General features: G+C 67.9%; 12 protein-coding genes and 1 pseudogene. 7 read left to right on the top strand and 6 right to left on the bottom strand.

Translation table 11 applies throughout. The annotated features are described in order from the left end of the window. Together H3O04_RS28945 and H3O04_RS28940 are read right to left on the bottom strand one after the other, a co-directional pair. On the bottom strand, positions 1-857 hold an 857-nt coding region (locus tag H3O04_RS28945), incomplete at its 3' end, for a PhzF family phenazine biosynthesis protein (RefSeq protein WP_202588979.1). A 16-nt stretch (positions 858-873) separates the two neighbouring features. Then, positions 874-1,692 carry a TrmB family transcriptional regulator gene (locus tag H3O04_RS28940; protein ID WP_202588978.1) on the bottom strand — a complete coding sequence of 273 codons (819 nt, stop codon included), beginning with the start codon at positions 1,690-1,692 and terminating at the stop codon, positions 874-876. Between the two features lie 134 nt (positions 1,693-1,826). On the opposite strand from H3O04_RS28940, the gene H3O04_RS28935 reads away from it, so the two are divergent. From H3O04_RS28935 to H3O04_RS36575, 3 genes are read left to right on the top strand one after another with little or no spacing between them, the layout of a single operon-like run. Then, on the top strand, positions 1,827-2,192 hold the full coding sequence (locus H3O04_RS28935; RefSeq protein ID WP_006481349.1) for a RidA family protein: 366 nt from the start codon (positions 1,827-1,829) through the stop codon (positions 2,190-2,192). Next, on the top strand, positions 2,189-3,394 hold the full coding sequence (locus tag H3O04_RS28930) for an MFS transporter (RefSeq protein ID WP_202588977.1): 1,206 nt from the start codon (positions 2,189-2,191) through the stop codon (positions 3,392-3,394). The genes H3O04_RS28935 and H3O04_RS28930 overlap by 4 nt, the downstream gene beginning before the upstream one ends. 47 nt (positions 3,395-3,441) lie before the next feature. After that, positions 3,442-3,573, top strand: coding sequence for a hypothetical protein (locus H3O04_RS36575; RefSeq protein WP_023475972.1), 132 nt, complete (start codon positions 3,442-3,444; stop codon positions 3,571-3,573). Between the two features lie 41 nt (positions 3,574-3,614). On the opposite strand, the gene H3O04_RS28920 is transcribed toward H3O04_RS36575, so the two are convergent. Further along, complete coding sequence (locus H3O04_RS28920) at positions 3,615-4,586, bottom strand: AraC family transcriptional regulator (protein ID WP_200159983.1); 972 nt, start codon at positions 4,584-4,586, stop codon at positions 3,615-3,617. A gap of 94 nt (positions 4,587-4,680) precedes the next feature. Between H3O04_RS28920 and H3O04_RS28915 the strand changes: the two genes are divergently transcribed. Together H3O04_RS28915 and H3O04_RS28910 are read left to right on the top strand one after the other, a co-directional pair. Continuing rightward, positions 4,681-5,514 (top strand): oxidoreductase, encoded by an 834-nt coding sequence (locus H3O04_RS28915; RefSeq protein ID WP_006481346.1) that lies wholly within the window; start codon positions 4,681-4,683, stop codon positions 5,512-5,514. A 142-nt stretch (positions 5,515-5,656) separates the two neighbouring features. After that, positions 5,657-6,493 (top strand): alpha/beta fold hydrolase, encoded by an 837-nt coding sequence (locus tag H3O04_RS28910; protein WP_006481345.1) that lies wholly within the window; start codon positions 5,657-5,659, stop codon positions 6,491-6,493. A 97-nt stretch (positions 6,494-6,590) separates the two neighbouring features. Here H3O04_RS28910 and H3O04_RS28905 read toward each other — a convergent pair whose 3' ends face one another. After that, positions 6,591-7,511 (bottom strand): LysR substrate-binding domain-containing protein, encoded by a 921-nt coding sequence (locus H3O04_RS28905; RefSeq protein ID WP_023475970.1) that lies wholly within the window; start codon positions 7,509-7,511, stop codon positions 6,591-6,593. A gap of 166 nt (positions 7,512-7,677) precedes the next feature. Here H3O04_RS28905 and H3O04_RS28900 point away from each other — a divergent pair, with 166 nt between their 5' ends. Next, positions 7,678-8,328 carry a LysE family translocator gene (locus H3O04_RS28900; RefSeq protein ID WP_124592440.1) on the top strand — a complete coding sequence of 217 codons (651 nt, stop codon included), beginning with the start codon at positions 7,678-7,680 and terminating at the stop codon, positions 8,326-8,328. Between the two features lie 48 nt (positions 8,329-8,376). Here the strand turns inward: H3O04_RS28900 and H3O04_RS28895 are convergent, their stop codons facing one another. After that, positions 8,377-9,084, bottom strand: a complete 708-nt coding sequence (locus tag H3O04_RS28895) for a DUF3142 domain-containing protein (RefSeq protein WP_043887420.1) — start codon at positions 9,082-9,084, stop codon at positions 8,377-8,379. A gap of 7 nt (positions 9,085-9,091) precedes the next feature. Next, the gene (locus H3O04_RS28890; RefSeq protein ID WP_202588976.1) at positions 9,092-11,260 is read right to left on the bottom strand and encodes a hypothetical protein; all 2,169 of its coding nucleotides are present in this window, start codon (positions 11,258-11,260) and stop codon (positions 9,092-9,094) included. Between the two features lie 451 nt (positions 11,261-11,711). Between H3O04_RS28890 and H3O04_RS28885 the strand changes: the two are divergent. Continuing rightward, a pseudogene (locus tag H3O04_RS28885) lies at positions 11,712-11,951 on the top strand (hypothetical protein); the annotation flags it as partial.

The following is an 11,951-nucleotide window of genomic DNA, read 5'->3' as shown; positions in this document are numbered from 1 at the left end:
ACGTTGATCACGCCGCGCCCGAGTTCGATCACGCGCCCGCCGACGCCGATTTTGCCCGCTGCATCGACCGACAAGTGCAGCAGGCAGGGCCGGCCGACGGCTTCGCCCTGTTCGACCCGCAACGCGGCCGGCAGATCGTGACTGGCTGCAAGCAGCCAGCCGCCCAGGTTCGCACAGGCCGAACCGGTGCCCGGATCTTCCGCCACGCCGCCGCCTTGCTTCACGAAGAAGTACCGGGACACGACCGTCCCCGGGCGCGCGTCGTCGAATGCGAATACGTACGCGGTCCTGCGGCCGAGGCTGCTTGGCGGCCAGATGTCGACGCGCGCGCCGTCGGGCCGCGCGCGCCGCACGGCGGCCGGGTCCTTGAGCGCGACCAGCAACTGGTCGGCACCGGTATTGACCCACAGCGGCGGCGCGAGCAGATCGTCCTCGGCGAGCCCGAGCAGGGCCGCGACCTGCGCATCGGGCAACGCGCATGGCGCGGTGTTCGGCATGCCGGCGTGCGGCGCGATGAAGGTCCACACGTCGTCGCGCGCGGTGACGTCGACGACGCCGGCCTTGAATTCGAGCGACAGCGCATCGCCTGCCTCGAGCAGATCGCGCACGACGTGCGCGGTGCCGAGCGTCGGATGGCCCGCGAAAGCCATCTCGTAGCCGGGCGTGAAGATCCGCACGCGCGCATGCGCGCGATCGGACGGCAGCACGAAGGTCGTTTCCGACAGGTTGAACTGCACGGCCAGCGCCTGCATGGTCGCGTCGTCCATGCCGCGCGCATCGTCGAACACGCACAGCGGATTGCCGCCGAACGTCGATTCGGCGAAGACGTTCAGCAGGCGAAAGGTGTATTGGGTCATCGATATCTCGTCGAGGTCAGCCCTGCTTGTCGGGCGGTGCGAGCATCGCCTGCATGTCGGGATGCTTCAGCACTTTCCGGTATTCCGCCGGACCCATTGCGTCGATCAGTACGCGGCCGCTCACGTCGGCCTTGATGTACTCGACCGCGAGCAGCGCGATGACCGGATTGGTCGTCAGCGTCGCCTGGTCGGGCGACTGATCGCCGAATTCCGCGACCACTGCCTCGGTGTCGTCCGCGACCGCGACGGCCAGCCGCCGTCCGGAGAGCCGAAGTCTCGCGCTGGCGCCGCATTTGGCCATGTCGTAGTGACGCGGCCCGTTGAGCGTGCGCGTGCCGTAGATCGCCACGTGCGTATCGACGCCGCGCGCCGCGGCCGCTTCGAGCAGTGGCCCGAGATCGTCGATCTCTTCGTCCCAGACGCCCGCGAAGATTTCCGTTTTCGCCTGGTCGATCACGCGCACGAAGGCGCTGACGATCGCCTCCCGCCCGCTCAACGACCAGACCAGCCCCGGCTCTTGCCGCACCGGCAGCCGGTCGAGCGCGCCCGCCGCCAGCTCGAGATCCGCGTTGAAACGTGTGCGCAATTCTTCCAGCAGCGAGCGGTGCGGCACGGCGGCATAGCGGACCGGTTCGGAGCGGTTGACGAGCACCGCGCCGCGCGCCTCCAGGCGGCCGAGGGTCTCGTAGACCTTCGATGGCGGCATGCCGGCGCGCCGGCCGACTTCCGCCCCCGTCAACGCGGCTTGGCCGACGAGCGCCGCGTACGCCTGCGCCTCGTATTGCGTGAAGCCAAGCCGGATCAGGGACGTGATCAGTTCCGCGTTTTCGTTCATGTGGATGGACTCGGATGGCCGTGATCAGCATCACGGCGGTGCTTGATTAACTACCGGAGTAGTATAAAATCGATCTCACTTACTACCGAAGTAGTAAGTGAGATTTCCAAACCTTGCCAAGGAGGATCATCAAGATGCGTCAACGGATCAGTACCGGCTCCCCGTGGGAGCCGAAGGTGGGCTATTCGCGTGCCGTGGTCGTCGACAACACGATCTACGTGTCGGGGACGGCCGGCAAAGGCGACGACGTATATGCGCAGACGCGCGATGCGTTGGCGACGCTCGGCAAGGTCCTCGCGGACAGCGGATTCGCGCTGTCGGATGTCGTCCAGAGCCGGCTGGTGGTCGCCGACTTCGACCATTGGGAAGACGCGGCACGTGCGCATGGCGAGATATACGGCGAGATCCGGCCGGCGTTCTCGCTGGTCCATGCGTTGCCGTTCGTCGATCCGGAGATTCGGGTCGAGGTCGAGGCGATCGCGGTCCGGACCGTCGCATGACGATCGCCGGCCCGCACGCATTCCTGTCCCGCACCGCGATCGCGATGCTGGCGCTCGCGGCGGGCGTCGCGATCGCCAACGGCTATGCGCTGCAGCCGTCGCTGTCGGCCATTGCCGGCGATTTCGGCGTGTCGGCCACGCGGATGGCGACCCTCGCGTCGGTGACGATGCTCGGCTATCTGGCCGGCCTTGCGCTGCTGGTTCCACTGGTCGACCGGTTCGGTCCGCGCATGCTCATTCCGGCGCAAATGGGCGTGCTCGCGATGGTGCTCGCGTGCGCGTCGCTGTCGTCGACGCCGTTCGCGCTCGACGCCTGCTTCCTGTTGGTGGGGGCGGCCACGACGGTCGCGGCGCAATGCAGCGCGGTGGTCGGCAAGCACGCGGAGCCGCAACGGCGCGGCGGGGCAATGGGCGTCGTTTCCGCGGGCATTTCCGCCGGCATCCTGCTGAGCCGTTTCGTCGGCGGTGCGTTGTCGCAATGGTGCGGGTGGCGCGGTGCGCTGCTCGCCTTGGCCGGTTGCGTGGCGCTGGCGGCCGTCGGCAGTGGCGTGCTGTTGCCCGGCGGTCGCCCCGAGGGGCGTTCCGGCCACACTGCCACGATCGGCGCGATTCCGCGGCTGCTGCGCGACAGCGCCGCATTGAGGCGCCGCACCTGCGCCGGCATGCTGTGGTTCTTCGCGTTCAATCTGGTGTGGGTAGGGCTGGCGATCCGTCTGGCCGCGCCGCCGTACAACCTGGGAGCGGCCGAGATCGGCGCATACAGTCTCGCCGGCGTGCTCGGCCTCGGCGTGACGCGCGTGGCCGGCAAGCTCACGGATCGCTTCGGCGATCGAGCGGTGATCGGCGGCGGACTCGCCGTGGCGGCGCTTGCCACGTTACTGCTTGGTGTTGCGCTCGGTCATCCGGGCTGGCTGGGCGTCGGGCTGGCCGTGTTCGATGCCGGTTGTTTTGCCGCGCAGGTCGCGAACCAGGCCCGGGTCGTGGCGATTCAGCCCGCGCGGGCCGGTGCGTTGAACGCCGCGTACCTGACGCTGTACTACGCAGCCGGTGCGGGCGGCGCCGTGGCGGCAGGCATGCTCGTCGAACGGCTCGGGTGGGGCGCGATGATGCTCGTCGCGGCCGGTGCGGTGACGGCGGCCGCGTGGATCGGGGCATCCCGTGCGACGGTCGGTGCCGCGGGCGAACCGATGTCGGCCGGTTGAGCCGAGGAAATTGTCGTGTTTCCGTTCGCCGCGCTGGTGGATCGGATTTGCCGCGGCAAGACGCGGACGGCGAACGTGCGGGCGGTTGGTATTGGGCCGATCAGCCGCAGGACATCTGGGGCGTGACCGCGTTCATCCTGAAGTCGCTGGCCGGCCTCGCGCTCGATGCCGCGCGATGAACGCGTGCGTCGCGCGCCCGGTTCGGCGCACGTCAATGACGTCAATGCGACGACACGAACACCGCATCGTCGAACGCCTGCGGAATCGCGAAGCTCGCGCGCATGCGCTGCGTTTCCTTCGCCGGCGTCAAGCCGAACAGGCGCTTGAATTCCCGGCTGAACTGCGACGGGCTCGTATAGCCGACCGCGTAGCCGGCCGCTTCCGCCGTCAGGTCCTGACGCACCATCAACAGCCGCGCCTGATGCAGGCGCGTCGACTTCAGGTACTGCATCGGCGACACCTGCGTGATCGCCTTGAAGTGACTGTGAAAGCTCGGCACGCTCATGCCGGCTTCGTCGGCCAGTTGCGACACGTCGAGCGGCCGTGCGTAATCGGTATGAATCACGCGCAACGAGCGCCCGATCCGGCCGAATTGCCCGCGCATCGCCAGTGCGCTGCGCATCGCGTTGCCCTGCGCGCCGGTCAGCACGCGGAAATACAGCTCGCGAAGCAGCGCCGGGCCGAGCACCGCGGCATCGAGCGGCCGGTGCATCGCCTCGACGAAACGCAGTACCGACGCATGCATCGCCTGATCCATCGGCGTCGACATCATGCTCTTCGGCGCCTGCACGGTTTCCGCGACGCCGGCTCGGTCGATCTGCGCGGCGAGTTCTGCGGCCAGCGTGAAATCGAGGTGCAGGTACAGCGCGAGCAGCGGGCGCTCGGGCGTCGCGTCGGTTTCCATGCTGAACGGCACGGGCACGGAGACGGCCAGGTAATGGTGCTCGTCGTACAAATAGCGCTCGCCGCCGAAGTACCCGCGCTTCGATCCCTGGCACACGATCACGATGCCCGGGTCGTACAGCACCGGCGTGCGCGACAGCGCGCGGTTCGAGCGCAGGATGCGCACGCTCGGCAGCGCGGTCAGGTTGTAGCCCTCGTCGGGCGCCAGCGTGCGCAGCAGCGTCACGAGGCGCTTCCGGTCGCGAGACGACAGCAACGAAGCTCGGTTGGAGTCGGGCGTAGTGCTCATAGTTTTGTGCAAGAAAATCAGTGGAATCGGGCTTATTCGGCGTCGTTCGTCAGACTAGTATGCATGCTTCAATCGACATTCGGGAGAGGCTCACATGGCATCCGGCAACATCATGCTCATCACCGGCGTCAGCAGCGGGTTCGGCCGTGCGCTGGCCCAGGAAGCGCTGGCCGCCGGTCACACGGTGGTCGGTACGGTGCGCGGCGCGCAGGCGGCGCGCGACTTCGAAGCGTTGTCCCCGCAGGCGGCCGTCGCGCGCGTGCTCGACGTGACCGAGTTCGAGCGCATCGACGGCGTCGTCGCCGACATCGAGGCGAACGTCGGGCCCGTCGACGTGCTGGTGAACAACGCGGGTTACGGGCACGAAGGGATCATGGAGGAGGCGCCGCTCGACGAGATGCGTCGGCAGTTCGACGTGAACGTGTTCGGCGCGGTCGCGATGATGAAGGCCGTCGTGCCGTTCATGCGCGAACGCCGGCGCGGCCGCATCCTGAACATCACGTCGATGGGCGGGCACATCACGATGCCGGGCATCGCGTACTACTGCGGCAGCAAGTTCGCGCTGGAGGGCATTTCCGAGACGCTCGGCAAGGAGCTCGAACCGTTCGGCATCGCGGTGACGGCCGTCGCGCCGGGTTCGTTCCGCACCGACTGGGCCGGCCGCTCGATGGCGCGCACGCCGCGCTCGATCGCCGACTACGACGCGTTGTTCGATCCGATCCGCCGCGCGCGGGAGGAGAAAAGCGGCAAGCAGCCGGGCGACCCCGCGAAGGCCGCGCGGGCGATGCTCGCCGTGATCGCGGCGGACCATCCGCCCGCGCATCTGCTGCTCGGCAGCGACGCGCTGCGGCTCGTGCGGAACAAGCTGGCGGCGCTGGACGACGAAATCCGCGCATGGGAGGCCGTGACGGTGTCGACGGACGGCTGACGGCTGACGCGCGCGGCGTCGTTCGTTTCCTGCCGGTGGATGATCGGCCATCGCATTGCACGATGGCGTCGTGGTTTCACAATAAAGCCGATAATGGCAGCGGCCCGTTCGCCACGTTCATCCACCTCACAGGAGTACCGCGATGCCATACGTCACCACGAAGGACAACGTCGAGATTTTCTACAAGGATTGGGGTCCGAAAGACGCGCAGCCCATCGTGTTCCACCACGGCTGGCCGCTGTCCAGCGACGACTGGGATGCGCAACTGCTGTTCTTCGTCCAGCACGGCTATCGCGTGGTCGCGCACGACCGGCGCGGCCATGGGCGTTCGGCGCAGGTCTGGGACGGCCACGACATGGATCATTACGCCGCCGACGCGTTCGCGGTCGTCGAAGCGCTCGACCTGCGCAATGCGGTGCATATCGGTCACTCGACCGGCGGCGGCGAAGTGGCGCGCTACGTCGCGAAGCACGGCGAGCCGGCCGGCCGCGTCGCGAAGGCCGTGCTGGTCAGCGCGGTGCCGCCGCTGATGCTGAAAACCGATTCGAACCCCGAAGGCTTGCCGCTCGAGGTGTTCGACGGCTTCCGCAAGGCGCTCGCCGACAATCGCGCGCAGTTCTTCCTCGACGTGCCGAGCGGCCCGTTCTACGGCTTCAACCGCGAAGGCGCGACCGTGCACCAGGGCGTGATCCGCAACTGGTGGCGGCAGGGGATGGAAGGCAGCGCGAAGGCGCATTACGACGGCATCAAGGCGTTTTCGGAAACGGACCAGACCGAGGACTTGAAGTCGATCTCCGTCCCGACGCTCGTGCTGCATGGCGAAGACGACCAGATCGTACCGATCGCGGATGCCGCGCTGAAATCGGTCAAGCTGCTGAAGAACGGCACGCTGAAAACGTACCCGGGCTATTCGCACGGGATGCTGACGGTCAATGCCGACGTGCTCAACGCCGACCTGCTCGCGTTCGTGCGGGGCTGACGGTGTCGGCGCCGGCCCGCCGCGGCGGGCGGCGCCATGATCGAAGGCAGGCGATCCGGCCGCGCGTGGAAAAGGACGGATCGCCCGCCGAGCTGCTTCACCCCAAATCGACGAAGCGAACGCCCGGATGCGCGAGACGCGGCATCCGGCCGGCCAGGAACGCGTGCAACTCGCGTACCTGCGCGGCCTTGGCGGAATCTTCCGGCCATACGAGGTAGTACGCATCGCCAGTGCTCACGGCCGTCTTGAACGGCAGCACGAGCTGCTTCTCGTCGATCGCCGTCGCGCACAGCGCGAGGTCGCCGATCGACATCCCGTGGCCGGCGATGGCCGCCGCGATGCCCTGTTCGAGCATGTCGAACACCTGCCCGCGCGTGATGTCCACATTCAGGTCGTGACCGCTGCCGTTGAGCCAGCGGCGCCAGTCGCGCCGGTCGGGCGACGGGTGGATCAGCTCGCACGCGGCGGGATTCGCGCGCGCGACCGCGGCGGTGGCCCGCGAGCACACCGGAATCAGCCATTCGTCGAACAGCTTCACGCAATGCGTGCTTTCGCCGAACTTGCCTGTACCGAGCAGGATCGCGCAATCGTAGGATTCGCTGAAAAAATCGACGGTGTCGACATCCATCCACACGCTCGCGATCTGTACCTCGAACGCCGGCCGCGTGCCGCGAAACGCGGCCAGCGCGTCGAGCAGCCAGCGCATCGTCAGCGTGGACGGCGCCTTGAGCCGCAGCACGTCGCGCTGCGTGCGGAACAGCATGCATGCTTCCTCGACCTGCCGGAACCCGCGCCTGAGCCCGGCCGCGAAGATGTGGGCTTCCGCCGTCACGGTCATCCTGGGCCCGTGCCGGACGAACAGCTTCCGGCCGAAGTAGGCCTCCAGTGTCTTCACGTGCTTGCTGACCGCGCTTTGCGTCAGGCTCAGTTCCTCGGCGGCCAGCGTGAACGAGCCGTTGCGCGCGGCGCTCTCGAACGCGCGCAGCGCATAGACGGGGGGAAGCGGTTTGGCCTTCATCGGTTTCGAGTATGAACAAGACTCATGTCATCAGGCAGGATTTTCCGTTTTTGATCGACAGGCCGGGCGCGTGATACTGCTCGTCACCATGTTTTCCGCCACATCGTGGCCCCCATGATGCCACCGTGACGGACACGCCTGTCGACTCACCGAACAACTTTTTGTCATGACACTCCATTATCCGCTGCTGTTTGCCTATCTGGCCGCGATCGTGCTGCTCATCGCGACGCCCGGCCCGGTCGTCATGCTCGTCACGGGCACGGTTGCGCGGCGCGGGTTCCGTCAGGGCGTGCTGACCGCGGTGGGTGCGAATGCCGCGAGCCTCGTGCTGATCGCGGGCGCGATGCTGATGGTGTTCGGCGTCGTGATGGTCAGCGCTCGCCTGCTTGTGGGGCTGCACGTCGCGGGTTGCCTGTTCATCGCGGTGCTCGCGATCCGGACGCTGGTCGGCGAATGGCGCGCCGGTCGCGGGCGCAGTGGCGACGGCACGGCGGCGGGCGAACCGGCGTCACGGCCGCGCGGGTTGCCCGGCGTCGTGCGCGGCTTCCTCGTCGGCATCGCGAATCCGAAGGATCTGCTGTTCTTCGTCGCGTTCTTTCCGCAGTTCGTCGGCATCACGCCCGATTCGCGCGTGAGCCTCGCGATCCTCGCCGCGTTGTGGATCGCGGTCGATTTCACGATCATGACCGGCTACATGGCCGCGATCAACCATCCGGCGATTCATCGGAAGCAGCGGTGGATCTCGGCGTTGTCGGCGCTTGCGCTGCTCGCGATTGCGCTCGCCGGGCTCGGCGGCACGATCGCGGGCGTCGCGTAGCGTGTCGGCGATGGGCGTTACGCGTCGCTGGCGCCGCGTTGGCGCCCGCTAATCGTTGCGCAGGAACACGACGTAGCCGCGGAACCACGGATTCGACGCGAGATACGGCGGCGCGTCCCACTCGCCGCCCTGGATCACGCCGATGCGAAACGGTAATTGCAGCCGCGCGACGCGCGGCAGGTAGGCCGCGTAGTCGGGGATTGTCCGGCGGCCCTGGTAGGTCTGCACGACCACCTCGTCGACGATGCCCTTGAGCGCGTTGACCTGGTCGGTATCGATGCGGCTGCTCCAGTCGAGCAGCCCCGTGATGCTGAGCCGGCAATCGGCGGGCAAGGTTTCGCGCAGCGTGCGCAGGAATCCGAGGTAATCCTGCAGGTGGCGCGTACCTGCATCGAAATCGATCTGGATGCCGGCGATCGTGCGGCCCGACGCACGCCAGCGCGCGAGCTGCGCGAGCATGATCTGCGTGACGCGCGGCGTCCAGCGCAGCGTATGCGCACGATAGACGAGCCACACGCGCGCGTCGGGCGCGGGCGGCAGCGCGACGCCCTGCGCGATCACGCGCACCTGCGACTCGTCCCGCGGCGACGCTTCGATCTGCCCTTGCAGCACGTAGACGAGGCGCGCACCGTGCACGACCGCCTGCGGCTTCACGCCGGCCCAGAGCCAGAATGCGTCGTACCGCGCGGCGTCGACGGTGCCGCCCAGCGCGACGCGCGCGGCCAGCAGCAGCGCGACGCACGCGATGCGCTTCATGCGCTGCTTACCAGTAGTAGCGGAGCTTCTGCGCCCACGGGCTGCCCGGATAGACGGTCTTCAGCGTGTCGAACCAGCGCTTGCGCGTGCTCTTCGGCACCTCCTTGCCGCCGCATTCGTTGGAGCCGCCCGGCGCGTAGCACTTGATCGCGCGATAGAACGCGTACGCGCGGTCGTTCGGGTTCGCCTGCGTATCGGCCATCACCGTCACGTAGCTCGACATCCGTTCGTACGGCTTGCCCGCGAACTGCGACGGCGCCGCGCCGAGCGTCGGCGGCACGCGCGTGGCGGCCGTGCTCGACGCGTTGCGGACCCACGACGGCACCGGATCGGTTTCGAGGCCGTACGCGGGCGGATGAAGGCGCACGAAATCGGCGAGGCAGTTCAGCCCTTTCGGATCGGCGGGATTCTGCTGCAGCGTCGCGGCGATGTCGCGCGCCGACAGGCACGTGTAGCCGTCCTCGTTTTTCGCGGCGGCTGCGACGAACGGCTTCAACGGATCGGCGGGCGCGCCGGGCACCAGTGCGGTATCGGCGATGAAATCCGCGTAGTGCGAACGCGTGAGCTCCTTGTACAGCAGCGTGTACAGCGCGGTATCGCGCAGCGCGCCGCTCGTCGCCTGATTCTGCGCCTGCGCGCGCAGCAGCTCGGCATTGGCCGCGCGCTGCAGCAACACCGCGCGGATCGCGACGTTCCGTACGAGCGAATCGTCGGCGAACGCGTCGTTGACGAGCCCGGCCTGCTCCAGGTTGATCGCGAGCGCGAGTTCCAGCATTTCGCGCTGGAAGCGGAACGTCGCGAGCGGGATCAGGTCGCGCCACAGCTGGCGGGCCTTGTCGTTCTGGCCGCTGTCCTCCAGCGCGAACCCGCGCAGCGCCTGCTGGCTCAGCCCGAAGTAGTCGAGTGGCGCAGCGGGCGTTTGCGGCAGCAGGTCGAGGGCGGCGTCCGGCTTGTGCCCGATCTGCACGTACCAGGTCGCGAGCAGGTAGTCGTACAGCGCTGGCGCGTTCGCGAAGCGCGGCTTCTGCGCCTGCAGCTCGTCCAGCGTCATCGGCTTGCGGTTCGCATCGCTGCTGTCCGACGCGCGCATGCGCAGCAGGTCGACGGTGGCGAGCACGGTCGGCGACTGGATCTGGCTGGCGTCGAATTCGGAGCCGAACAGCAGCTTGCTGTCGAGTTCGTTCGCCAGTTGCATCAGCGGCACGTTCGACGTCGCCGGCGACCAGCGCGCGAGCGCATGGCCGTACAGGTCGGCCTGCTGCGTGACGTTCCCGCCGAGCCACGCGACCCGTCGCAGCAGCCCGCTCGCGGACACCGCATAGCGTCCCTTCGGATACACCTTCAGGTAGGTCCGGAACACCGTGTTCGCCGCGTCGAGCGACACTTTCGTCACGCGTGCGCGCGTCGGCGTCGGGCTGTCGTTGTCGAATACGTTGGCCTGCGCGGCGTTCAACTGCGCGCGGCCGGCCATGTAGAGGCCGGTTTCCTTCAGCCACGGGTCCGCGCTGTGCGATGCGTTCGCGAACGCGCGGGTCGCGGTGAGGAAGTCGGCGCGGTAGAACGCGTTCGTGCCGTCGAGGTACGCGGCGAACTGCTGGCCGAGCGGCGACTTGACCGGCGGCTTCGTCCACGCGGCGCTCGCGCCGCCCGCGGCACAGGTCTTCTGCGCGATGTCGGCGCGCGCCGCGCGCAGGCGCGCGGCTTCGTCGGCGGGCAGGCCGCCGGCGCCCCTCAGCGCGTCGTTGAACGCGTCCGCGCCCGCGCTCATGCTGCGGCAGATGCTGCCTTCGCCGTCGGCATACCGGTTCGACGACGCATCGGCATCCGCTGCGCCGCCGCTCTTGTCGGGCTCCTTCTGGCCGATGTAGATCCATCCGGAGAAATCCATCGGGAACGGCACGACGATCTGGTTGATCCGGTCTTTCGCCGGGATGGTCTTCGGGTCCGGAAACACCTGCGCGACCTTGGCACTGTCGACCATCATCAGCATCGCGTTGATGCGCGTGTCGTTGGCGGGCGTCAGCATCGGCACGTTGCCGCACGAGTAGGAGGTCTGCCGGAGCGTGTTCGGCACGTAGCAGCCGTCGTCTCCGCTGGCGTGGGCGGCGGGCGTCCAGAGCAGGCTGGCCGCCAGCGCGGCGAACAGGTTTCGGTTCAGCGTCGGGTTTCTTCGCATTTTTCTTGTGCCGGGTAGGGGGCCGCGACGGCCGGTTCTCTCAGGGGGTGTTTTGCCCCGGCGCGTATCGTACCTCACGGGGCGTGACGGCCGGCGGTGCGCAGGGCCGCCAGCCGCGCCGCGGGCCGGCCGCCGTGAAACGGAAATCCACTCAGTGTGGACGCAACGCCACCTTGAATCCGGATCGCTTGAATTAAGATGCAGCCGGCAGCGGCGGACGTCCGACGATAGACGACCTGACGGGGGCCGCACTGCACGACGGGGGAGGTCTGCCGAAAGCGGCGTTCGCATCGATCCGCGCGACGGAATCGATCATGAGAGGGAGGCGAACGGATGCCGTTTTCCATGCCAATTCAGTAGCATTACTTAACAATTTTAAGGGCGACACGATACGTCGTATCGGCCAACGGCAGACGAGAGTGCGCCGGACAATGAAAACAAGAGGATTCCGATGAAACCCATTACATGGATGGTCATGGCGGCCGCGCTCGCGCTGACCGCATGCGGCGGCGACGATGTCGCGCCGAACGGCGGCGCGTCGTCATCGTCGTCGACGCCGACGAATCCCGGTTCGCCGTCCGGCTCGACCTCTCCCGGCGGCGGGTCGAACGGCGGCCCCGCCGGCGGCGGCACCGCGCAGCCGCAGGCCGGCTGGTCGACCGCCGCCGCGGTCGACGGCAAGGGGCCGGAG

The sequence above is a fragment of the Burkholderia sp. KCJ3K979 genome (assembly GCF_016759955.1).
Lineage (GTDB): Bacteria > Pseudomonadota > Gammaproteobacteria > Burkholderiales > Burkholderiaceae > Burkholderia > Burkholderia orbicola.
The sequence above is the reverse complement of the archived record's forward strand: the minus strand, read 5'-3'. Positions and strand labels throughout refer to the sequence as shown.

Excerpts from the sequence above, each read along its gene's own strand:
- H3O04_RS28940 (WP_202588978.1), bottom strand. The coding sequence starts at position 1,692 with ATGAACGAAAACGCGGAACTGATCACGTCCCTGATCCGGCTTGGCTTC.
- H3O04_RS28935 (WP_006481349.1), top strand. The coding sequence starts at position 1,827 with ATGCGTCAACGGATCAGTACCGGCTCCCCGTGGGAGCCGAAGGTGGGC.
- H3O04_RS28930 (WP_202588977.1), top strand. The coding sequence starts at position 2,189 with ATGACGATCGCCGGCCCGCACGCATTCCTGTCCCGCACCGCGATCGCG.
- H3O04_RS28920 (WP_200159983.1), bottom strand. The coding sequence starts at position 4,586 with ATGAGCACTACGCCCGACTCCAACCGAGCTTCGTTGCTGTCGTCTCGC.
- H3O04_RS28915 (WP_006481346.1), top strand. The coding sequence starts at position 4,681 with ATGGCATCCGGCAACATCATGCTCATCACCGGCGTCAGCAGCGGGTTC.
- H3O04_RS28910 (WP_006481345.1), top strand. The coding sequence starts at position 5,657 with ATGCCATACGTCACCACGAAGGACAACGTCGAGATTTTCTACAAGGAT.
- H3O04_RS28905 (WP_023475970.1), bottom strand. The coding sequence starts at position 7,511 with ATGAAGGCCAAACCGCTTCCCCCCGTCTATGCGCTGCGCGCGTTCGAG.
- H3O04_RS28900 (WP_124592440.1), top strand. The coding sequence starts at position 7,678 with ATGACACTCCATTATCCGCTGCTGTTTGCCTATCTGGCCGCGATCGTG.
- H3O04_RS28895 (WP_043887420.1), bottom strand. The coding sequence starts at position 9,084 with ATGAAGCGCATCGCGTGCGTCGCGCTGCTGCTGGCCGCGCGCGTCGCG.
- H3O04_RS28890 (WP_202588976.1), bottom strand. The coding sequence starts at position 11,260 with ATGCGAAGAAACCCGACGCTGAACCGAAACCTGTTCGCCGCGCTGGCG.